Source organism: Mesorhizobium australafricanum (assembly GCF_033977265.1).
Taxonomy (GTDB): Bacteria; Pseudomonadota; Alphaproteobacteria; order Rhizobiales; family Rhizobiaceae; genus Mesorhizobium; species Mesorhizobium australafricanum.
The window spans coordinates 25,440-47,337 of record NZ_JAVIIT010000028.1; the positions used below are offsets into that span (position 1 = coordinate 25,440).

The 21,898-nt window shown below is 57.4% G+C and carries 16 protein-coding genes and 2 pseudogenes; 10 read left to right on the plus strand and 8 right to left on the minus strand.

Annotated elements, in window-relative coordinates:
• The first annotated feature begins 571 nt into the window (after window positions 1–571).
• The 6 genes from RFM98_RS30045 (at window position 572) to RFM98_RS30065 (ending at window position 10,205) form a co-directional block, all read left to right on the plus strand.
• Complete coding sequence (locus RFM98_RS30045; protein ID WP_320312128.1) at window positions 572–2,509, plus strand: acyltransferase family protein; 1,938 nt, start codon at window positions 572–574, stop codon at window positions 2,507–2,509.
• A gap of 190 nt (window positions 2,510–2,699) precedes the next feature.
• Window positions 2,700–3,449, plus strand: a complete 750-nt coding sequence (locus tag RFM98_RS30050) for a carbonic anhydrase (protein ID WP_320216510.1) — start codon at window positions 2,700–2,702, stop codon at window positions 3,447–3,449.
• 990 nt (window positions 3,450–4,439) lie between these two features.
• A complete protein-coding gene (locus RFM98_RS30055) occupies window positions 4,440–5,678 on the plus strand; it encodes an MFS transporter (RefSeq protein ID WP_320312129.1) in 1,239 nt (412 codons plus the stop codon).
• Window positions 5,679–6,029: 351 nt separating this feature from the next.
• Window positions 6,030–6,962 (plus strand): saccharopine dehydrogenase family protein, encoded by a 933-nt coding sequence (locus RFM98_RS31465; protein ID WP_430682368.1) that lies wholly within the window; start codon window positions 6,030–6,032, stop codon window positions 6,960–6,962.
• Window positions 6,853–8,208 carry a SidA/IucD/PvdA family monooxygenase gene (locus RFM98_RS30060; protein ID WP_320312130.1) on the plus strand — a complete coding sequence of 452 codons (1,356 nt, stop codon included), beginning with the start codon at window positions 6,853–6,855 and terminating at the stop codon, window positions 8,206–8,208. Before RFM98_RS31465 ends, RFM98_RS30060 begins: the two co-directional genes overlap by 110 nt.
• On the plus strand, window positions 8,205–10,205 hold the full coding sequence (locus tag RFM98_RS30065) for a class I tRNA ligase family protein (RefSeq protein WP_320312131.1): 2,001 nt from the start codon (window positions 8,205–8,207) through the stop codon (window positions 10,203–10,205). Before RFM98_RS30060 ends, RFM98_RS30065 begins: the two co-directional genes overlap by 4 nt.
• A gap of 194 nt (window positions 10,206–10,399) precedes the next feature.
• Here the strand turns inward: RFM98_RS30065 and RFM98_RS30070 are convergent, their stop codons facing one another.
• The 8 genes from RFM98_RS30070 to RFM98_RS30105 all read right to left on the minus strand — a co-directional run bounded on the left by RFM98_RS30070 (window position 10,400) and on the right by RFM98_RS30105 (window position 18,081).
• Window positions 10,400–11,167: a sulfotransferase gene (locus tag RFM98_RS30070; protein WP_320312132.1), complete on the minus strand. Its 768-nt coding sequence runs from the start codon at window positions 11,165–11,167 to the stop codon at window positions 10,400–10,402.
• Between the two features lie 213 nt (window positions 11,168–11,380).
• Window positions 11,381–12,169, minus strand: a complete 789-nt coding sequence (locus RFM98_RS30075; RefSeq protein ID WP_320236770.1) for an ABC transporter permease — start codon at window positions 12,167–12,169, stop codon at window positions 11,381–11,383.
• A gap of 3 nt (window positions 12,170–12,172) precedes the next feature.
• The gene (gene nodI / locus RFM98_RS30080; RefSeq protein WP_320216516.1) at window positions 12,173–13,081 is read right to left on the minus strand and encodes a nodulation factor ABC transporter ATP-binding protein NodI; all 909 of its coding nucleotides are present in this window, start codon (window positions 13,079–13,081) and stop codon (window positions 12,173–12,175) included.
• Between the two features lie 10 nt (window positions 13,082–13,091).
• On the minus strand, window positions 13,092–14,804 hold the full coding sequence (gene nodU, locus RFM98_RS30085; RefSeq protein ID WP_320312133.1) for a nodulation protein NodU: 1,713 nt from the start codon (window positions 14,802–14,804) through the stop codon (window positions 13,092–13,094).
• Window positions 14,805–14,817: 13 nt separating this feature from the next.
• Window positions 14,818–15,471 (minus strand): nodulation methyltransferase NodS, encoded by a 654-nt coding sequence (nodS, locus tag RFM98_RS30090; RefSeq protein ID WP_320216518.1) that lies wholly within the window; start codon window positions 15,469–15,471, stop codon window positions 14,818–14,820.
• 3 nt (window positions 15,472–15,474) lie between these two features.
• Window positions 15,475–16,818 (minus strand): chitooligosaccharide synthase NodC, encoded by a 1,344-nt coding sequence (gene nodC / locus RFM98_RS30095; protein WP_320312134.1) that lies wholly within the window; start codon window positions 16,816–16,818, stop codon window positions 15,475–15,477.
• Window positions 16,819–16,834: 16 nt separating this feature from the next.
• Window positions 16,835–17,494 carry a chitooligosaccharide deacetylase NodB gene (gene nodB, locus RFM98_RS30100; RefSeq protein ID WP_320312135.1) on the minus strand — a complete coding sequence of 220 codons (660 nt, stop codon included), beginning with the start codon at window positions 17,492–17,494 and terminating at the stop codon, window positions 16,835–16,837.
• Window positions 17,491–18,081, minus strand: a complete 591-nt coding sequence (locus RFM98_RS30105; protein ID WP_320216521.1) for a NodA family N-acyltransferase — start codon at window positions 18,079–18,081, stop codon at window positions 17,491–17,493. The genes nodB (RFM98_RS30100) and RFM98_RS30105 overlap by 4 nt, the downstream gene beginning before the upstream one ends.
• 305 nt (window positions 18,082–18,386) lie before the next feature.
• On the opposite strand from RFM98_RS30105, the gene RFM98_RS30110 reads away from it, so the two are divergent.
• The 4 genes and pseudogenes from RFM98_RS30110 to RFM98_RS30120 all read left to right on the plus strand — a co-directional run bounded on the left by RFM98_RS30110 (window position 18,387) and on the right by RFM98_RS30120 (window position 21,280).
• A complete protein-coding gene (locus RFM98_RS30110; protein WP_320312136.1) occupies window positions 18,387–18,725 on the plus strand; it encodes a hypothetical protein in 339 nt (112 codons plus the stop codon).
• A 439-nt stretch (window positions 18,726–19,164) separates the two neighbouring features.
• Window positions 19,165–19,329 (plus strand): annotated as a pseudogene (locus tag RFM98_RS31470) (hypothetical protein); the annotation flags it as partial.
• A gap of 15 nt (window positions 19,330–19,344) precedes the next feature.
• Window positions 19,345–19,982 (plus strand): annotated as a pseudogene (nodB, locus tag RFM98_RS30115) (chitooligosaccharide deacetylase NodB).
• A gap of 386 nt (window positions 19,983–20,368) precedes the next feature.
• Window positions 20,369–21,280, plus strand: a complete 912-nt coding sequence (locus tag RFM98_RS30120) for a LysR family transcriptional regulator (protein ID WP_320229389.1) — start codon at window positions 20,369–20,371, stop codon at window positions 21,278–21,280.
• Window positions 21,281–21,898: the final 618 nt, after the last annotated feature.

The window sequence follows — 21,898 nt, forward strand, 5'->3', positions numbered from 1 at the left end:
ATCGACTCTGCTTCCGTATTCTTCTCGTTCCGGTTCGACGATGACCCTCTGCGAGATGAAACTGGAGAGCCGCATAACTGCGCTACCAGACCCATCACCAGGCTGATGTGAGGAGCTTGCCCACAAAGACGCTCCACGACCATATGACTGTCTGGAAATCAAAAGACGATCCCAACCCGCGGTTCGGCGGATGGGGGGTCGAATGCATGCAGCAATAGACGATTGGATGCGCAACAGCCTCCGAACTGCCCAGGCAATCGCTTCTGCAATGGGTGAGAGAAAAAGTCGCCGTTCAATCGTTATGCAGCCGCCCTACTATCCATGGTATGGATGAGTGCCATCGAAACAATTGATTTTTCGAATTTTTTGAAATGATGCAAATCTCGATCTGACTGGTTTCAAAGCACGTCGAGCACACGTATGCAAATGGCGCTCGCAAGCATGGAAGTGAGGTCCAGACTTGGGAACTCGGTGACGCGAGGAACTCAAGCGGTAGGATAACACCACGGTCGTCTTCGTCACTGTTGTGGCACTCTCACTTTAGTAAAATCACCTCTATATCAGGTAGTCTATGCCGCGGTATTTGCGAACCGATATTCAGGCCTTGCGAGGCTTGGCCGTTCTTCTGGTTGTTCTTTATCACGCCCGTCTTGGGCCGGGCGCCGCAGGTTATCTTGGCGTTGACATTTTTTTCGTCATTTCGGGGTTCCTGATCACAGGCCTCGTCAGGACGCATGTTGAACAATCACGGTTCAGCTTTTGGGAGTTCTACTACCGGCGTGCTAAACGCCTGTTGCCGGCTGCCTATGTCGTCATTGCGCTCACGACGATCGCTGCGCCTTTCTTCCTGTCGGAGGTGGAGCTGAAAGGGTTCCAAAACCAGGTTCTCGGGGCCCTCACATTCACCAGCAATATCGTTCTCTGGTTTCAGTCCGACTACTTCGGTGGCGCCGCCGAAACGAAGCCCCTCCTGCATTTCTGGTCGCTCGCTATCGAGGAGCAGTTTTATTTGCTGCTCCCTGCCTTCTTGGCGTTGGCTCCGAGGAGATGGTGGCTGACAGGAGTAGGCGTGCTCCTCGTTGCCAGCTTCTCGCTATGTCTTTATTTAACCTCCCGCGATCCATCCGCCGCATTTTTTCTTTTGCCGACCCGATTTTGGGAAATGGCCCTGGGGTCATTCGGGGCCTTGCTTCCCATCAGCCCCAGCGTGGCTGCCAGGCTTTCGAAGCTGCGGCTCCCGGCGGTCGCAATGCTTCTCTTTGTTGCCGTTGTCTCCACTGGGTCCCCTCATCCGGTCGCGGATGCGGCTGTGGTTTGTCTCGCAACGCTGGTCCTCCTGCTTGCGCCCAGTAGAGATAATGTGGCGGTTCGAGGCATGGCGAGGATAGGAGACGTCTCGTACTCGCTCTATCTGATCCATTGGCCGGTGCTCGTCTTTGTGCGGGCCGCTTGGCTTGCAGATACACCTGCCCTTGCGATCTATGCGGCAGTTGCTTTCTCATTTGTCGCGAGCTGGGTTCTTCACCGTTTCGTGGAAGAGCCGTTCCGGCGGGGATATGCGACGTCCCGTGTACGGCTGGCTTCGGGTCTCCTTGCTGTATCGGTCCTGCTCGGCTTGTCGCCCTCGCTCGCCATTGCAGCGACCCAGAGCGACATTGACTTTGCCTATATCCGACGGATCAACGAAGGTTTGGGACCAGCGTGTGATTTCAGGCCCGGATCGCCTCCTCAGGAAATCCCTCGGAACTGCCAAACGACAGACAAGCCCGAATTGCTGGTCTGGGGTGATTCATTTGCCATGGCGGTGGTTCCCGGCTTGGCCAAGACAATCGGAGAAACGGGACTGGCTCAGCTCACGATGAGCGCGTGCCTCCCTGCTGTCGGAATAGCTGGTTTCTCGAAGTCGCCGACGGCGTCTCCCTATTCCCGCGCCTTCGGCGAGAGCTGTATTCGCTTCAATGACAGCGTTTTGCGTATCTTGAAAGCTCGACCCGAAATAAAGACCGTTGTCATTTCAAGCCCGTTTGGCGTCGCGGCGCCGGGTGAATTCATGCTGCTTAAGAGGACCAAAGATACTTTCACCGAGGTCAATCTTTCTATTGATGAGGCCGTTGATGGCATCAAGGCTCTCGTCGAAGCCGTCCGCGCCTTGGGCAAGCGAGTGGTCGTTCTTGCTCCTCCACCAGTTGGGAATATCGACATCGGTGAATGTCTTGAGAGGAAGGCACGTGGGATTGTTATTGTCGGGCTTTACAGTGACTGTAAAATATACGTCGCACAGTACCGTCGAAGCCATTCCGACACTCTCGAGCTCTTGAACCAGGTGGCCTTGAAGGCTGGCGTAGAGGTCATTTCCTATCACGACTTTCTGTGCGACGGCACAGCATGCAAGACGGAGATCGATGGCAAATTCCTTTACCGGGACAGCGGCCACCTTTCCTATGAAGGATCAGAGATAATCGCTCGCCGGACAAGGCTTGCCGAGAGGCTGATTGCGGCTGCTCGTTAGAGCCGATGAGATGGTTTGAAGCAGCCAGATTCGTCCCATGATTCGAAAGCTGGAGGGTGAAGCTTGGTTAGCTAAGCTAGGCCCAATGTCGGGACCCGATCAACTCGCTGGATCGAATGCGTCTGTCCTCGCAACGGCCCCCTTTTTGCAATTGGAAAAGCATCAATTCGCGTAAGGAAGGGAAAGCAATATGCACCGTCGTCACCTGATCAAAGGGTTCGTTGCACAGGGCGCTTGCCTCATCTGTGCCGCGGCCGCGCGTGCGGATGGGGCCCATTGGGGATACACCGGTCAGGTGGGGCCCGAGCACTGGGCCGATCTGGACAGGAAGAATTTCGTCTGTTCGGCGGGTACGCAGCAATCACCCGTTGATATTACCGACGCCGTCAAGGCCGACATGCCGCGTATCGCAGTAGATTGGCACAAGGGCCGCCGCAAGATGGTGAATAACGGCCATACCATTCAAATCAATATGCCGGAAGGCAGCACGCTGACCCGCGGCGATCGCACTTTCGAATTGATCCAATTCCATTTTCATGCGCCAAGCGAGCATCGCATAGCTGGCAAGAGTTTCCCGATGGAAGTGCATTTCGTCCACAAGGACACAAAGAGCGACAGCTTTGGTGTCCTGGGAGTCTTTCTGATACCAGGCGCGACAAATGCCAGCTTTGCAAGCCTGGCAGCAGTCTTCCCTGCGTGGCCAGGCGCGTCAATGGCCGCCGATATCGATCCCAGCGGGCTTCTCCCGGCCTCGCTCAGCTACTGGACCTATGAGGGATCATTGACGACGCCGCCCTGCACCGAGAACGTTGAATGGATGTTGGCAAAAGAACCGGTAGAGGTCGACGCTGCGGATATTGCTCGATTTACCTCGCTCTATCCCCAGAACGCACGGCCTATCCGTTCACCTAATCGGCGGTTCATCCTAGACTTCAACTGAGGCCTTAGAATGCGGCAGTAAAGAATGTTGACCGGCAGAGGAGGCGGCCGCAGAACACGAAAGGCGACCGCCTTTGATGCCCATGCGGTGAAGATGAAAGCGGCCGGATCATTGCGGCCCAGATAACCGCAATGCAGGCCGGCTTCGTTAATGCGCCAGCGATGTGTCATCGGCACCGAGCGCATTTCGTCCATAAAAGTTTTCGGACCGCAGACTTCCGGCTCCGGGCATGATCGCCTGCCGATAGACGGGGCGAGGCTCTATTAGTTAAGGCACCGCCACTCCGCGATGGGAGGCCCGGCTGAAACCGGGTCGGCATCGAGCAACCGCTACAGATCTCCACCACCCATCCCAGATGCGGCAGCGCCTAGTCTCGGCGCAGTTGGCTTTTCGGTGGAGGCCCGCTTCTGGATCGGTAGTCGAAGCGTGCGTATCGTCCGACCGCTTTTCGCCTCGGGAGTTCGATCGCTGTTGCGCCCCACCGACATAAAGGCGTGGTCGCAGGCACGTTCCGCGCCGCAGCATCGGCATCGTGTCGTAGCGCACCTCGCGGCGGCCATCCTGAGGCCCTACCCGCCTCTCAACTCCTGTAGGATAGTTGTGACTCACCGAAGTCAGGCATAGCCGTCTCCACGGCGCCGCCCGACATCTTCTGTCGGGTTTGTCGAGTTCACGATAGGGGCCTTCTTTAGCCGAGCCCTAGCTTTTCTTCAGCTAATCGACTGAAAAGACACCACAAAATTCCTCCTTCGGCTCAATCGATCAAACTGGCATGAATCTTGAGCATCTCCATTGTCAGGCGGGCGGGAGCTGACTGTCGTGGTTAGTGTCACGGGTAGCAACGATGGAGGGTTGGAGCAAAGCGATGCTCTACGGTTGCGCACGCGTTGCTCTTAGCACGGTAAGACATGTGCGCACAGAACGGCCGACTAGCCTTGAAATACAACATCGCTCCGCGCGGAAGCCGCGAACAACTTCATGGAACGAGAAATGAACGCCCCCACTATTTCAATCGTCGGTGCTCGTATTCTGTGGTATAGGCGTATGTTCATCGCTGAAAGATTCCTGATTTCCTTCGCGATGGGCATCTTTGCGCTGCTTCCAGTTTACCTGTTGTCGATTGGGCGAGACGAGATCTTTTTTGGCTCGATCTCAGCAGCAGGCATGGCGACCGCCATCTTAATAGTCTTGATCAGTCCTTCGCTCACCCGGCAGTTTAGCGTGCGAAGGCTTGCACCTATCGGCGGGCTTCTCTATGCAGCAGGCTGCGCGACCATCCTCGTAAACGAGTTTTCGGGGGTGCGCGCGACACTCCCCTACTTCCTGAGCTACATGCTGCAATCGGGTGGATGGGCGCTGCACTTCACCGTGGGCTCGATCTGCATTGCCACCCTCTCAAGCGACGCAGACCGGTCATCGAGCTTCATGGCCTACTCTGCATTCTCAACCTTAGGGGTAACCTGCGGACCTCTGCTAAGCAGCCTCCTTACCCGGTTCACCGGCTTGGGCACGCTGGACATGTTCATTCTGGCAATGCTTGCGGCGACGGCAGGTTCCGCATTGTCATCGTGGGCAGCGCAGCGTGCGCCGAACATACGCGACGCCGATATTCCCAACAACGCCTCGCTTGCACGCGACCTTTTCACTCTCCTCTTTAGCAATTCTGCAATGTTTTTTGTACTCGTACTGCTGTCTGCAAGCATTTACACCACGTTGATAAACTTCCAAGCTCCATTTGCCAACAATTCCGGTCTTCGGTATGAAGTATTTTTTGGCTCTTGGGCGATAGCAGTAGTCGGCTCTAGGTTTGCAATTGGTCCGCGCGTGAGCCGCGGTGCGGCCGATCGGATCTTGCCGCTACTCCTGGGCGGGATGGTTATTTCGCTTCTCGGTTTCCACTACTCTCCGGGCCACCCTGTTATTTACGCGGTGGGATCACTGGCGACCGGCATAACCTACGGGCTATCGTATCCCCTGATGCAGGCAGAAGCTGTCCGCGTGACTGCGCCGCAGTCCCGAACCTTGGTGCAGATCATCTTCAGTCTTTCCTATTTCCTTGGCTTGTATTTCTTCCCTTTTGCTGCCGGCATCGTCTCAGTTCACCTGGGGTACGATACACTGACGTTGTTAATTGCCGGCTTGGCTCTACTGCAAACGGCTATTGCTCTTCTTGGCTATCGCACGACCCGGCGCAAGCCGGCTTCGACCGTGGCCGGCAACAAAGGCTAAAGCACGATGTGCGGGAGGTCCCACGTCGTCATCGGAGCCGGGCCAGTCGGCCGGGCGGTGGCCCTGCAACTTGCGGGCCAGCCGGACGCGTTGGTTGTCCTGATTGACAGGAGCCATTCTGTGCTTGCTGCGGCGCAAGGGCTTCTGGGCGACCTCAAAAACGTCCGCTTCGACGTGTCATTAGGTCCATGCGCTCTCTCAATTCAAGCACGATCGCTGATCATGGCGACGTCTTGGAATGACTGCCGAAATCTGGTCGGCAAACTCGCGCACCAAATGCACGAGGCAGGTCTACACACCCCTATTATTTGCGTCGGCAGGCCGGACCCCGAGGATCCTGACATTGCCCGGATGCCGCCTAACGGTCCGCCGGTAGTCTTGGGAGCGGGTCTCGAACCAGGACTAGTTGAATCGTTAATCTCACTGGCAGCAGCTGAACTAGACGGCTTACAGAGCATCGTAACTCATTGCGGAGGGATTCCCAAAATTCCGGAACCTCCACTGAACTATGCTCTCGCCTTTGGACGTCGGCTGCCCATAGAGCAGAGGCCCGCGTTGGCTCGAGTCAATGGCCGAGCCATAACACGAAATCGATTCGAAAGCGTGTCTTCGCTGTTCGTGGAGGGTGTCGGACTTCTTGAGGCATACGATGACGCAATGGTTCCGTCGACTGCCGCAAGCACTCATCTCAGCATTCCGACCATCCGACAATTGACTGTCCGATGGCCGGGCTTTGCGGATGGCGTTCGGATGTTGCATTGCCTCGGGCTGCTGTCCGACGAGGAGGTTGAGATCGGGAGCGCCCGGCTGCGGGTCAAGCACGTCACGGAAGCGCTTTTAACTCGCCGGAGCCCAAATGAACATGGCGACCAGGTCATCCTTGATGTGGCCATTGAGGATCGCCATCGCAAACCTGGCCGCTGGACGTGCATCCTTCGCTCCGCACTTCAGGAACGAGGCTTTTCAAGCATGGCTATCGCGACCGCGGTTCCAGTGGCCACAGCCGTGGAATGCGTCACGCGCAAACAGTTGCGGGGTGCCATACACCCCGGTGAAGCCGCTCTCGCCGAAGTCGCCTCGATGGCCCTCGGGAAAATGAGGGGAAGCCGGATGGCTGTCTTAGCCGAGCGCGCAACTGGGCTGTTGGAAACAAGCACGATTTTTGGAGCCGGTCATGCAAAAGCGGAAAACACTGCTCGTGGGCAGCGGACCAGCAAACCTTGCACTGCTGACGTGCCTGAAAGAATGGGGTTCCTCAGTTCTGGATTCGCTGGAAGTCCTTGAGCGCCGCGACAGTGCAGAATGGCACCCAGGGATTGCCTTCGAGGATTCAAGGCTCCAAGTCTCCTTGTTCAAGGACCTGGCGTTCCTGAGGAATCCGGCAAGCCCATTCACTTTTTTCTCGTTCTTGCACGACAGGGAGCTTCTCTATCACTTTATTCATACGAACGAACTATATCCTTCAAGGAAGCTGTTCTCCGACTATCTGGTCTGGGTAAGCGGGTTTTTTGCGAATAAGATTTGTTTCGGCAAGGAGGCGCTGGAAGTCAGGTTCGGCGAGAAGCCATCGGGAACCCCAACCCTTGTCGTCACGGTCCGGGATGTGTCGAGCGGGGACGTTTCGGAAACCGAAGCTGACGACGTGGTCGTGAGCCTTGGGCATGAACCATACCTTCCCGAAGAACTGGCCGTCGATCCCGGCCGTGTGGTGCATTCAAACTTCTTCCTGTCCCATGCGAACGAGGGAATGATCAACGCGAACGCTCGCGTTGCAGTCGTCGGGTCCGGGCAAAGCGCCGGCGAGATAGTCAGATTCCTGCTTCAGCATCGGGAAGTATCGGAAGTTATCGTCGTTGGCCGGCGCCACCTCTTTGAACAGACGGACGACAACCCGTTTGTGAATGACTTCTACACCTATCCACACTCGCTAAAGTTCGCGAAGCTGCCGCCCGAAGATCGCAATAGGTTTCTTACCGACACGAGGAACACGAACTTCTCCACCGTCACCAAGGACGTCCTCAAAAGCATCTACGATCTTCGCTTCGAAGACCAAGTGTGTGGACGCGATAGGCTCAGACTGTTCCCGTATACGGAAATCACGGCGGCGAAGCGTGTTGAGGATAGCTTTCGTCTTCACCTTCGCGGAATCGGAAGCAGGCAAGACCTGACAACGCTTGAAATCGACCTTCTGGTTTGCGCGACGGGCTTTTCAAACCGTCGCCATTTATCCTTCCTCCAACCGCTGCAACCGCTTATCGAAGACGCCGCCCTCGTTATCGACGAGTCCTTTGAAGTGGATCTCGGTCAGACGGCATTGCGCCGCTCCGGTCCGCGACCTCGCGTTTTCCTCATGAACCACTCTTTTGGCCTTCGGGGCCCAACGGAGCACACGCTCGGCGGTCTGGCCGAGCGGGCGGCGGTCGTGGCGAAGGCGCTGCAAGACTGGCAGGTGCTTCAACCTGCTCATGGTCGCCCCGAGACCTTGCCAGCGGCATGGCCAACCCGAAATTCAAGAGTGGAAACGAAATGATCTATCCGCAAATAATAGATCTCAAAAATGAAGCACGTGCGGTCCCTATCTCGATTGATGGCGGCATCGTCAGGCATGATCCCTTCCCAGAAGGGGGTAACGTTTCGGTACGTCTGTTGAAGTTCAGTTCAGGCGCGACCACTTGCCGTCACAACCACGGGGAAGTCGAATTTTGGACAGTGATCTCTGGCGGCGTTCGAATTCACCTGGATGAAAAGACCTTCCTGCTGCTTGGCGGAGAGAGCATTAGGATCGACCCGCTGCGCAGGCACAGAATTGAGGCTTTGGACAGCGGTGCAGTCATGCAGACGGTGTGGTGGCACAGCCGCGCAGCGTTCGAAGAGGCGATTTCCACGAAGGAAGCGACAGCAAAAGACAAACCGTTGTTGCTGGTCCCCGCCATGCTTACCCCGAATGGGCAAATGCACATAGGTCATGCCTCAGGACCGTTCCTCCACGCGGATGTGTTGCGCCGAATTGCTGAGACAGGCGACCGAGAGGTCTTCGTGCTGCAGGGCACGCACGGTCATCTTGAGCACATTGCGATTGCGGCCGACGCTGCAGGACTGGAATACTACCAGCTCGCAGAGAAAAATACGGCTTCTTTCCAAGAGGCTCTGGATCGGCTCAACGCAGTCCCGGATATTTTCCTTGGGACAGAGCCAGACCGCCGCGGCAAGGCGGTCGTTCTCGAGGTCTTCAAGCGACTTTGTAGCAAGGGCATGATCGCTGAGAGGGAGTATTTGGTCCCATATGACGTCGAAAGCGGGCGCTTCAGGGTCGACGCCTTCGTCCACGGCAAATGTCCCTATTGCGGCGGCTATGCTTCCGGCCATGAATGCGAGGATTGCGGCGCGCTGGTCGTCGATGCCGAACTTCAGGATCCGGTTGATCTCGAGGGGCATTCCCTAGAACGTCGCCCCCTGAAGCGCCTTTTCCTGAACCTCGCTCCAATGCATGACGCGCTCGAATCCTTCGCCTCGCGGTCCTTCCTGCCCATTTACGCCAAGCACTACATCGAATCCTGGCTGAGCCGGGGGCTTCCGGAAGTCTGCATCTCTAACCCAAACCGAGAGGGAATCCGGATTCCAATCCCAGGATTTGAGTGTCAGCGGTTCAACATCACCATCGAACACGTGCCTCGGCACTTGCTTGCCTTAGAAATGATAAGGGAAAAGAGCGGATGCCCTGCCTTGTGGTACCAAATTCCGCGGGACGAGATGCCGGAGCTGAACATTCTTTTCGGGGCGGACAACGCCTTCGGACGCTTGTTGGTCATTCCCGGCGTACTTTCGGCGCTCGATCTGCATGAGATGCTCCCTCGACGGATCTTCGTAAATCAGATGCTAACTCTCGATGGGAAGAAGTTCTCAACATCACGAAATCACGCAATCTGGGTGAACGATATCGCTGCAAAAGAAACCGGCGAGCCGCTTCGCTTCTACTTGTGTCGCCGGCGGCCGGACGGTGCTGTTGAGGACTTCTCCCTGAGTTCTTATGAAAGCTGGAAACGGAATTTCTGGGACGGACGGCTGTTAAGATCGACCGGGAAGGCTAACCAGGTCATCGAGCGGGTCGCAACTGACGAGCTCCCTTGTCCTGGCCAGTGGTCAGCCACCGACATTGCGTTCTTGGCGGAGTGCAGACGCTTCAGCGCAGAAGTGCGAGCGCGTTTCGAAGCGGATTACCCGGACGTACGTCAGCTGACACATGCAATCGAGGCGTTCGTCGACGCAATCGACCGCTATTCATGTTCAGTGCTGCACGTTCCAGCTGCAGCGAAGGAGAACGAGGCGCTTGACAGGACCGCGGCCCGCGCAGTGACCTTCGCGCTTGTCGGACTCTGTGTCGCGGCCTACCCACTCATACCTGATTTCGCCGTCCGCATCGCAGGGAGTCTTGGGCTGGGGGTCCCCAAGCTCAGCTGGTTAGACCGCGACTGGATGGCCGAGTCAGTGCGTCTGCCTGAAAGCATAGGCGCCAGAGGCGGTGAATAGCCGGTAAAATGATTTCGGACTTACGCGGAGCCGCACATCGAGGAGCGGGCGCCGGGGAAGGCGCGCCAGGAAACGTCGGCGACACGTCTGATGTGGACGCCGATGCCGGTCGGGCCATACGCTCCATCCGTTCCCCAGCATGGGTGGCCTTCGGTGTTCGCTTAAGTTTCTTTATCTTTCGATAACCTTGACTGTCAGTCGATCGCCACTGCCGTTCCCCTCTCGCCGACGTCAAAGAATCTCGCGTAAGGTCCGTGCGAGAAGTGGCGGCGCAACTCATGAAAATTCTCGATCGTTTGCTCTAGCGGTCGCGTTTCCTGGCGCTGAAGCGTCGCCGTACTGGAAAATCGAAGCGCCGGAACGCCCAGGAAATCCCAAATCGCTGCCAAGCATGTAGCAGGTTCGCGCAGAAGGCACTCGTACTCGATCTCGAGCATATTGCTCTTCGTGAAGGATCGCGCGACCCGAGCGTGGAAATCGTCGGCAGCCTTGAAGTATGCCTCACAGTCGGCGGTCGATAATCTAACTTGCGGCGGCGGAGCATCATTGTCCGACCTGAACTTTAGCCATTGGCGCGTTTGTCTCGCCTGTACCAGTGACCGCAGCGATTCCAAGGTATTTTCGCGAACCACGAGGATGACTCTGAGGCCTGGCCAGCGGGTCAGCTCGGCAAAAAAACCCGGACGATCATGAAATTGAGGTTCGTTGACCTTGCAGCCGACATGCGTCGCCTTTTTGTCGCTCTGCGCGGGACAGCACGAGTAGGCAAGCTCAAGCAGCTCTCGATCGCTGCGAAGCAGACGATGCTTATCGAGCCAAGTCGTGGCATATGGATTGAGCAGCTCACCGTTGCTCAACACATTCGGATGCGCGTTCAGCAATTCTTCCAGGTAGTGCGTCCCAGTTCTTGGCATGGCCAGGATCACGAATGGCGCAGGCGGCGGCATGTGGCTATCAGTCATTGCGTGTGTTCCTAACCAGCATTAGTCGCGGCAGTTCGGGTGGCGCTTCGGACGAGATGCCTGATTGCCATCTTCGACACTGCCTCGCTCAAGGATGTTCGCAACCGGTCGGATTAAGCTCGCACTCAAGCAAACCGTACAATCGAAGGGATAGCACCACGGTCTGCGCTGACAGGGGGCGAGTGCCAAAGCCTCGGCACCGACGCAGCAGCGTCAGCGCATCAGGCGCCGACGCAATAGCGCCGCCGACAAGAAGAACGGCAAAACCGCGTAGACGCAAAGTGTCGCAATGTGCAGGCCGAGGCTTTCAGCCGGGCGGCCAAGCATGACCGAGCGGATCAGGTCGACCGAGTGAGCAAGAGGCAAGAGAGACGATACCTGCTGAAAAGCGCCTGGCATTTGGCTGACCGGAAAGACGGCCCCGGACAGGAACAGCATAGGCGTGAGAACAAGCGTTTGATAAAATACGAGACAGTCGTAGTTGGGCGCAAGCGCCGTGACGATCATGGCTAGACTTGCGAAAGCAAGGCCAGTTAGGGCGATGATTGGCAGCGCGTAGAGAAGGGATGGCCACGCGGCATAGCCGAGCGTGGCAGCAACTAGCGTAATCGCCGTACCGGCCAGAAGAGACTTGGTGCCGGCCCAGGCTAGTTCACCAAGTACGATATCGCCGAGCGTAAGCTGAGTGCACAGCATCGCTTCCCAGGTGCGCTCGCCTCCCATGCGAGCAAAAGTCGAGTAGATCGTTTCGTAGGTCGCCGAGGTCATCGCGCTTACCGCGGCCATGCCAGCCGCCAGAAAAGCTACGTACGAAGTGCCTTCAACACGACCTATCATTATCCCGAGGCCAAAGCCGAGAGCGAACAACGAGATCATCGGCTCAGCGAGGTTCCCGAGAACCGCCGCAAGGGCAATTTTCTTCCAAGCCAAATAATTGCGGCGCCACACTGCAACCCAATTCCAGGCATTGGCGGGCATAACGGCCATATAACCTTCGATCATTGTTCAGTCCTTCATCTCGCGCCCGGTCAGCCGCAAGAAGACATCCTCGAGATTCGGCGGACGCTGCAAAAGGCGCAGACCAGCAACCCCACGCAGCTGCGTGAGCACCTGCTCGGGATCGGGCGCATAGCAAAAGAGGGTTTCGCCGCTCAGCTCGATGCGTTGCGCGTACGGCTCGACCAGCGATCTCAGTTCTTGTGGATTGCCGCCATAGACTTCGACCACCTGGCAGCCGATCTGCTCGTCGATCAACGCGTGTGGTCGCCCTTCGGCGATCTTGCGCCCCTGCTCGAGCACACACAGCCGGTCGCACAACCGCTCGGCCTCCTCCATGAAGTGAGTGGTCAAAAGTATCGTCTTGCCCCGCGCCAACAAGGAACGCAGGCGTTCCCAGATCAGGTGGCGCGCCTGTGGATCGAGGCCAGTGGTCGGCTCGTCCATGACCAAGAGTTGCGGGTCATTAATCAGCGCACGGGCCAGCGTCAGGCGTCGCTTCATGCCGCCGGACAGTTCGGCGACGCGCGCATCCGCCTTGTTCTCGAGGCGGGCGAACTCGAGCAGCGATGGGCTGACCGCTTCGACCTCGCTTTTGCTCATGCCAAAGTATCGCCCGAACACCAGCAAGTTTTCACGTACCGTGAACCTATGATCAAGGTTGTCGAACTGCGGGACCACGCCGATGCGTCCACGTGCCAAACGGGCACGTGCCGGCACTGGCACGCCGAACACCGTGATCTTGCCTGCGTTAGGCGTTGCCATACCGAGGAGCAGCCGTGTAATCGTGCTTTTGCCCGCGCCGTTCGGCCCCAGCAGCCCTAAGCACTCTCCCGGTGCAACGGTGAATGACATGCCGTCGACAACGACCCTTTTGCCATATGATTTCGTCACGCCGACAAAGTCGATTGCCACCATGGTCGCGCACTCAAACCAGCGTAAGGGCGCCGTCGACCGGCGATAGTTCAGTTTCGGGAATTTTGGTCAACAGCACACCATCGGACCATATGTGTTCAATTTTTCCCCAGCCGCAGGCTGCGGCGGCACCCGGAAAGAACCCACGTCCATGGTGGTTGGCACTCGTATTGCAAAGCAGCGGAATGCCCGTGAGTTTTTCATATTCGATGAGTAGCTCGGCCACCTTGTGCTCAGAGGTTCTGGAAATGGTCTGCAGTCGCGCAGAACCGTCGAGATGCACGACAGCGGGGACTTTGTCCCGCCATTCCGCCCGTGTCTGATGGTCGAACAACATGTAAGGATCCGGCGTTCCTGGGCTGAATATTTCCGGCGCGCGGTCCTCAAGGCAGATCGGCGCCACGGGGCGGAAGTGTTCGCGAAGTTTGACGTCGTTGAGATAATCCTTCATTTCGGGCGAAGTCGCCGCCGCGAGAATGCTTCTGCCACCCAGTGCCCGTGGTCCGAGCTCGGCGCGCCCTGTAAGGAAAATGACGGGCTTATTGCTGGCGAGAATGGAAGCGAGTTTTCGCATGCTGCACGGTTCGGAGTTCCATCCCGAAGGCAGTTGGCCATCTAGCAGGGCCGGGCCGCTGTAAACCGACCAATCCAGAGGAACGAAGCCATTTTGCACAACCATTGCGCTGCAAGCGGCACCGATTGCCGAGCCGCTGTCATTCGGAAATGGCGGCACCCAGACAGCATCGAAGAGACCAGCCTCGCGCAAGGCACTGTTCCATTTAATATTGAGACCGCAGCCGCCGGCGATGCACAAATTTCTCGCCCCGGAAAGATGTGCGTGCCGCTCCACAGCGGTCGCCATTTCGCTGACAAGGAGACGCTCGAGAAAAAGATGAAAGGATGCAAGCACATCTTCGGGTGCCTGATCCCTCAATCGGAGCGCACTGGCTTCGAAGAAGTCATGCACGCGCGCAAGCAAGGGCTCCGCGCTGTTGATATCCGCACGGTAATGGCTGGCTAGCTCTGTGTCGCCCGCAAAGCGCTCCTGGTAGAGTTCCTGAAACACTGCCACGATGTCTTCATCGACCGACCCGAGTGCGATGTAGGCCATCAGCTTGCCGGCAACACCTAGATCCCAGTCGCCGCGACCCGCCCGCTTATAAGGCCCGAAGTGATGGCCCGCAGCTGCGTAAACATGGCCTATCACTGGGAATAGGCATTCTAGGAACCGGGCGCCGCGGCGTTCTACATAATAGAGGCGTGGAAAGATGCACCCGTCCCAGACCAAGCAGAATGCGGGCTGTTCGGTTTTGGCGAAAGGGCTGGTGCAGTACGCCGAGGTCACATGGCCGGTAACATGCGGGTAGCTTCTATAAGAGAAAAGCCGGCCACCGAGCATCAGGCCGGAGCCGTCGAGCGAAGTGAGGAGGCCCTCGGCATGGCGTTCGACGTAGGGGGCCCCTTTGAGAGTGATCGGACCCGCCCCGCTAAGGACCTGGAACTGCGACTCCAAATCACCGTCCCAGCCGTCGATAACGAACTGATCTACGTCCCGCGGATCCAGACCGTGCTCCGCCAAGGCGGAGACAATTGACTCCAGATGGTCGATGGCTTGATATCGTCGGTTATTGTCCCGCTTCTCCTGTTCAAGGCAAAAGACGAGTTGTCCGTCCTCGACAAGGGCGACCGCCCCGTCATGCGTCAGCTTGATACCACAAATGCGCATAATGCTTCCTCGTCTAACGCAGGCAATTCGATAGATCCGGAGGCCGAACCGGACTCCGAAAACGGGCGAGCAAGCAGTCTTGGCTAGGGGTGTCACCCTGGCACTGCAGATGATCGACAGCGATCAACGTCTCGTTCAGCATTGCCATGACAGTCTCGGCACCAGCGGCGTGACCCCAGCGCCGGCAAGTGGCATCACGCGCCGATCCGAATACCAGGTGTCCCCCTGGCGCAAGCATCCGCGCAAGGTTGCGGATGGCAGCGCGCATCTCGGCTATGCCGTTGAGGTAATAAAGAACCTCCGCCACGACGATCAGATCGAACGGCTCCTCAGTCGAGAACTGTTGAACATCGGAGACTACCCAGGTGATGTGCGGTAGCTCCTTCATCCGTCTGCGCGTTCGATCAATCGCGCGCGGCACGACATCGATTACTGTAAGCCGTTGGCAATGGGGCGCTAGCCTTTCCGTGAACGCGCCTGCCGCACACCCAACTTCAAGTGCATTTGTGATGGATCCATGCAAAAGCGACAGCCGCAGCATTTGCGTGTGACGCTCCCGCTCGAACGAATTGGCATCGAGCAGCCACGGATCGTCGGCGGCCAATTCCCGATCCAACAATCGATGATTATTGTCCAACTTCAAAATTCGTCTACCTCGATTACGCAACCATCACTCATCGGAAGTCACCAGCACCGAACAGTCCCGCGCAAGATGGCGCATACGATTCGGCACCGCATCTTCCGACAATTTTGTAGTGCTTGATTCAGTGGTCAGGTTCTGGACGGGAGCCTGTTTCCCATCATTGACTGCCAGGGTGGCAGCGAAGCTGCGCGACAGCCAATCGCTGTTGCTCAACGTACACAACGCATAGGCTTTCAGGGGGAGCAAGAGAAAGACGTTGATGAATGTGTGGACAGCGAAGCCTATAAATCGAAGTTGGCGAGCACGAAGCGCCACCACGCTGCAGCGAACGATGGTCATGAATACAATCATCAGGATTGTCCACCATGGCACGGTGCCCATCAGTGCGAACTGCACGAGGCCTGTTAGCACCGATACGGCGAGTAGTAGCGGCCCGAGATTCTGTCCCACCACGTCCAATGTTAGAAAGCCGTTGAGGCCCGGTAGCAGATTCAGTGCAAGCCAGGTGTCCCGGAAAGTGCTGCGTGCCCACCGGAGTTGTTGGCGCAGATAAGGCCCTAGGCTATCTGGAACGACTGTTGCCGCGATGGCGTCCGGGATGTACTCAGTTCGAAGGCCTGCTTTCAGCATTAGGATCGTAAGATGGCGATCTTCACCGAAGTCGCTTGGCTTTCCCCGAAATGTTTGGGTCTCATACTGATCCAGCAGCAAAAGGAGTGCGGATCGACGGTACATGGCACACGGGCCGCAGCAGCACATTACGGCGCCGAAGCGAGCCTGCGCTGCGCGTTCCTCGTTGCAAGCCAGCCAGTATTCCATATCGATCAACCGAGTCAGCCAAGTGTCGCTCCGGTTGCTGGCTGTCAACTGACCCATGGCTGCGCCGATCCCGGGATCTTGCATCTTCAGCGCAAGCTTTGTGACGACATCGGACGCTAGCATCGTGTCCGAGTCGACATTGAGCACCAAATCTCCAGATGATCGGCGTATCGCGGCGATCTGTGCCTTGCGCTTTCCGGCATTTTTGGGGAGCAGAATGAAGTTGAAGTTCGGGTGGCCCGCGAAGCTCTGGTGAACGGGCGCAACGGCGTCCCGGTTTCCAGAACCGTCATCAACTACATAGACTTGCAGCCTTCCGGCGTAGTCCTGGTTTGCAATCGACGTGAGGCACTCGAAGAGTGTGCGGGGGTCCTCGTTGTAGCAAGGAATGATGACGTCCACGCTCGGCCAAAGATCGGGACTGGCTAGGTTGTCCGAGACCAATGAAACGCTTGCCGCGCCGGCATAAGCGGCTTGCATGCTCTTATATGTGGTCGAGAGCAGCGCATAACACGAGATGGTGACAGTGCTGACTGTGCCAAGAAGGTCCATGAGATCTTTGGTTCGTTTAGTGTTGTTGGGGGAGCGAGCGCATTACAAAGCCGCGGTCGTGCAATGCTGGAATTATGCGCGAGAGGGCCAGGATGGTTTGGCTTCGCAAGCCGGCGTCACTGCCCGGCTTCATCTCGCTAGGAGGGCACCCGTCGTGCAAGAGCACGATTGCGCCCGGCCGGACGGAGGCCAGCACTGCATCGACGATTGCATCGACACCGGGACTAGACCAGTCTTGCGGATCTGCCGACCAGTGGACAGCCGACAGCCCAATACTGGCCGCAGAGGCGATCACTTGTTCGGTCCAGATGCCATAAGGAGCGCGCATGTACCGCACCGAGGCCCCAGGGCAGGCCGCTTTGATGGCTCTGTTCGCCTCGAAGATCTCACGCTGCACTACGCCGGGTTCGCATTCGGACAGATCAGGGTGGGTCATCGTATGGTTAGCAACCTCGTGCCCTTCCGTGATCATTCGTTGGATTAGTGCTGGCTGGTCTGCCGCGTACGCGCCAATGACGAAGAAAGTCGCTGACACACGGTGTTGCGCCAGCACGTCGAGCACCTTCGGTGTGCAAAACGGATGAGGGCCGTCGTCAAACGTCAAATAAACGCTAGGTTGGCCGGCACCGTTAGCGCACTCGCTGTACACTTCGGACAAGCAGTCGAGGTGGCTCAAAGCTCTGCTCCGTTCCGATCAATCATCTCGCCGGCGGGCCAATCGGTTATCGGACGCCCAACTGGCAAGACAACGACGAGTGCGTCGTCTATGCGCGTGGGCGGTTTGTCGAGAAGCGCGTCTCTAAGGGTGGAGCGCACGCGAACGCCCGACTTGACGACCAGCAGACCGCCTCGCCCCAATCTTGCAACGTGTTTATGCAACGCTGGCCGAACCGTGCCGAAGCCGAATGGAACCGCGAGTTCCTGCAACACGGGAAGCACGACGCGGAATGAACTGCTGATTCCGAGCCCCTCGAGATCCCGACGAATCCCGTACAATCCGAGTTCAGCCACTAGCAGATCAGCCCCATCGATTTTGATGAATCGACGCAGTATGCCCATGTGTGCCGCAATACCGCTCGAGTCATACGCGATCGCACGGAACTCAGGTCTAGCTCCGGCCCAACTTCGGCTGCCTTCGAACGGCTTGGCATTGAAGGCGCCGGTCGGTCCGTAGGTCCTTCGAAAGAATTCGGCGAGTTCGATATGGTCGGAAAGTTGCAACTCGTTTTCCCAGCACAGCTTCCACCGCACCTGAGAGCGCATACAAAGACTCCTTTTTTGATACTTCCCGAGGGCACGCATCACGCGTTCGACGCCGCGTGATCTGGTGCGAGTTCAGACGCTGCCGTCGGTGATCGCGATACTAGCCAATTGAACTGGCAGAACCTCGTACGACGGGGTTCCAGCGCTGATGGGCTCTCTCAAACTTGCCGTCCTTCCTGAGCCATACCCTTCATTTCGAGTTCCTAATGCAGCACCGCCATCGATTGGTAAAATCGATTGTTTGGATGGTTGATATTCGATCGGTGGATGTTAGGATCTATGCGTTCGAAGGGTCCTGACCGCTCATGATCGGCTGGCCGAAGTTGGTGCTGTGCGCCGTCGCGGTCAGGTTCCCCCCGCAGCCAATAGGACTGCGCGCGAAGAGCAGATTTGATCGAGACCGCGTTGAACCGGCGGTGGAAATCGACACGCTCAGCCCCGCCACCGAGGGCATGGCCACGATGCCGATGGCACTGTGCGTTGTGCTCGCGAATCCATGCCTCGCCCGCCGAAAATGCGACAGGAGGCTTCCAGTGCCGGGGCCGCAGGAGCGCCCGTTGTGGTCCCATGAGGAGGCGGAACACGAGTTCCTGCTCTCCGTGACACGCCGTGACCTGGGTTTTGCCGGGGTGGTCGAGCACTGAGCGGTTATGCGGTGGAAGCTAGACTAAGACTTCTCAACCGATCCGCGTCTCTGCCGTGAAAGGCACCGGGTCGACCCGCTATCGCGCAAGCCCAGGAGCGCGCAAGAATAGTGAGCCGCCGATGTTTACGCTCGCGCCGGAATACGTCTCGGAGAACTGCCGACCGCCGTGCGAGGCGAGGTTTACTGGACCCCGGGGCGTGGTATCAATACGGATGGGATTTATCCAATCAATCAATTTGACTGATTTGTTTGAGTCCTGCATTCATGATCGGACGTCAACGCAAATTGAGCGAGGTACAAACCGGGGCCGGGGAAAAAAGCGGCTCCTAAGAGTCCTTGCCCAATCACATCAACACTGACATGTACCAGATTGCTTTGCCATTTCACTAAGTTTGGCGCCTTCGAACCACTTGTGACCTAAGTATAATCGCACCCCCATGCAGGCACGCCTGGAACAAGATGGCGCTCAATTCGACGTCGGGGTCAACCCTTCACAATGCGCTACCCGATTTGCCCCAAAGCGCACGGAAAACGCAGCTGTCGCTGTTACACCGGTTGAATGTTCAACGTCCGATTGGCCGGCCGGAGCGACAATCGACCGGAACGGACCAGAGCCAATGATACATTCCGACTGGTTATGGGACCTGCGCAGTGAGTGCGACGACTGCATCGGCCGCCGCAGTATATATTTGACTTTTGACGACGGTCCTCACCCGCTTTGTACACCGCAGATCTTGAATCTGCTGGCGGAACATCGGGTCCCGGCGACGTTCTTCGTCATTGGCGCCTATGCCTTGGGCCAGCCGGAGCTAATTCAAAGAATGGTCGCGGAAGGGCACGAGGTAGGCAACCACCTAGATGCGGGTTCGACGAGGTGCAGCGTGAAATATTTGACGCTAATGCGGCTATTATGATGGCTTGCCCTCAAGCGTCAGTTCGGCACTTGCGCGCGCCATACGGGAACTGGACCGAAGAGGTCTTTGCCGCGTCCGCCATCGCTGAACTGGCAGCTATCAAATGGTCGGTTGATCCGCGCGACTGGTCTCGCCCCGGGGTGGACACGATCGTCGATGCGGTCCTGGAATCGGCCAAGCCCGGGGCAATCGTCCGCTTGCATGACGGGTTTCCTCCCGACGAGTTGCTAGCCGTATCTGGTGCAGGTCTGCGCGATCAGACCGTCACGGCGGTATCCCGTCTAATCCCAGCTTTACTTGAGCGCGGATTTCAAATCCGCTCGCTTCCGCATTTTGATTGAAACGCACCGCTGGCTAACTCCGCGCTTTGACCGCTGCTATCTACGAGGGCATTTGCGGCGGATGGCCGACCATCCTCATGAACCGCATCAATCCTGCGCTGTTGTCGATGCGTTCACCGCTTGGATGCGCCAGACATCGCCGGACAAGCCCGACTTCGTGGCCACCTCGCGCCAAAGACGTGCCGTCCCGATCCTGACGCGGCCGCTGGGGCGCAGGACTCTTGCAGCACATCTCGGGCCAGAGCTAATGAGCTCCCGGGCGGTCGGCTGCTTCATTTTGCCTCCCCGATTTGCATATAAAGACACTTTTCAAATGTGGTGTCTCGTGACATTGGTGAAATCTATTGCTCGGATGAAATGCATCCATGCGCTAGATTGGAATTGAAATGCGGTTTAAAGGCCTTGATCTGAATCTCCTCGTCGCGCTCGACGCTTTGATGATTGAGCGTAACCTCACAGCGGCGGCTCGCAGTATCCACCTTAGCCAACCAGCCATGAGCGCGGCTGTCGCCCGGCTGCGCGGCTATTTTGGTGATGAGCTTTTTACAATGAAAGGCCGTGAACTCATCCCGACACCGCGAGCCGAGGCGCTCGCCTCGCCGGTCCGCGAGGCGCTGCTGCATATACAGCTCTCGGTTATTTCCTGGGAGGAATTTAATCCGCGGAAATCCGATCGCTGTTTTAGGGTCATCCTTTCCGATTACATGACGATCGTTTTCTTTCAGGGGGTCATTGACCGTGTTGCGCGAGAAGCCCCTTTCGTCAGCTTCGAACTCCTGCCTCTCGCTGACGATATGGAAGAAATTTTCCGGCGCGGTGACGCCGATTTTCTGATACTCCCTGAAATGTTCCTGTTAAGCGGGCATCCAAAAGCGAAGCTTTTCGACGATACACTCGCCTGTGTGGGCTGTCGGACAAACAAGGAACTGTCGAGAAAGCTCACGTTCGAAAAATATATGTCAATGGGTCACGTAATGGCCAGATTTGGACGTTCGCTCAAGCCATCCATTGACGAGTGGTTTTTGATCGAGCATGGCCTCAAGAGGCGGGCCGAGGTGGTCGTGCAGGGGTTCAGCATGATCCCTCTGATGCTACCGGGCACCAGTCGCATTGGGACCATGCCCTTGAGGCTGGTTGAGCATTTCGCAAAAACACTACCGCTGCGCGTCGTCGAACTTCCGCTCTCGTTGCCGGTGTTCACTCTGGCGATGCAGTGGCCTGCGCTTCAGAATGGCGATCCGGCAAGCATCTGGATGCGGAAGATTTTGTTGGAGGAGGCATCTCGCCTGGTGCCATAGCCGAAGGCTGCGGTATGATTTGCACATATCTGCTCAGCGTTTCGGCGGTGTGCTTTGCGGCGAGTGGCCGCCTGTCATCTCCGCCAGGAGGCGCAACTGGACACTCCGGTTCCCTGCCCGGCGCGGGCCGCAGATCAATACGAGCCAGCCGTTTCGCTGGCGTAAGAGCCCTCCCGCCGAATGGAGCCAGTCCTGCTGCCGTTGCTGCCTGTGAGGCCAGCGACGAGCAGATCGGGGAACTGCCGTCGGCACGCCTGCCGGCGCGGGATGGCCGGAATCGAGATCGAGCTGGTTGGTCGCTGTGCATTCGGGTCGACCGCGACGTCGATAAGGGTACGTTGAGCCGGGTGCAAAGGCGGCTCAAGCGAAAGCGCAATATGACTGCGTGTACCCGGATCGACTAGCGATACTATTTCCGGCGTCCTGAAATTCTAGCACATCACTATGTACAGGAAAAATGCGATCTGTGAACGACGCCCTTCAAAATGAGTATTGGACTAAGCCGCTGATCGCGGCGATTGGAGCCCCGGTTTAACAGGAGCCTCCCGACTGAGAAGATGAGGGTGTCAACAAAACACCTTTCAGTCAGGAGGTTCCCATGGGCAAGATCAGCCCTCT

Bases quoted from the DNA above. Each gene is read 5' to 3' on its own strand.
- RFM98_RS30045 (WP_320312128.1), top strand. From the start codon at position 572: ATGCCGCGGTATTTGCGAACCGATATTCAGGCCTTGCGAGGCTTGGCC.
- RFM98_RS30050 (WP_320216510.1), top strand. From the start codon at position 2,700: ATGCACCGTCGTCACCTGATCAAAGGGTTCGTTGCACAGGGCGCTTGC.
- RFM98_RS30055 (WP_320312129.1), top strand. From the start codon at position 4,440: ATGAACGCCCCCACTATTTCAATCGTCGGTGCTCGTATTCTGTGGTAT.
- RFM98_RS31465 (WP_430682368.1), top strand. From the start codon at position 6,030: ATGCCGCCTAACGGTCCGCCGGTAGTCTTGGGAGCGGGTCTCGAACCA.
- RFM98_RS30060 (WP_320312130.1), top strand. From the start codon at position 6,853: ATGCAAAAGCGGAAAACACTGCTCGTGGGCAGCGGACCAGCAAACCTT.
- RFM98_RS30065 (WP_320312131.1), top strand. From the start codon at position 8,205: ATGATCTATCCGCAAATAATAGATCTCAAAAATGAAGCACGTGCGGTC.
- RFM98_RS30070 (WP_320312132.1), bottom strand. From the start codon at position 11,167: ATGACTGATAGCCACATGCCGCCGCCTGCGCCATTCGTGATCCTGGCC.
- RFM98_RS30075 (WP_320236770.1), bottom strand. From the start codon at position 12,169: ATGATCGAAGGTTATATGGCCGTTATGCCCGCCAATGCCTGGAATTGG.
- nodI (WP_320216516.1), bottom strand. From the start codon at position 13,081: ATGGTGGCAATCGACTTTGTCGGCGTGACGAAATCATATGGCAAAAGG.
- nodU (WP_320312133.1), bottom strand. From the start codon at position 14,804: ATGCGCATTTGTGGTATCAAGCTGACGCATGACGGGGCGGTCGCCCTT.
- nodC (WP_320312134.1), bottom strand. From the start codon at position 16,818: ATGGACCTTCTTGGCACAGTCAGCACTGTCACCATCTCGTGTTATGCG.
- RFM98_RS30105 (WP_320216521.1), bottom strand. From the start codon at position 18,081: ATGCGCTCTCAGGTGCGGTGGAAGCTGTGCTGGGAAAACGAGTTGCAA.
- RFM98_RS30110 (WP_320312136.1), top strand. From the start codon at position 18,387: ATGATCGGCTGGCCGAAGTTGGTGCTGTGCGCCGTCGCGGTCAGGTTC.
- RFM98_RS30120 (WP_320229389.1), top strand. From the start codon at position 20,369: ATGCGGTTTAAAGGCCTTGATCTGAATCTCCTCGTCGCGCTCGACGCT.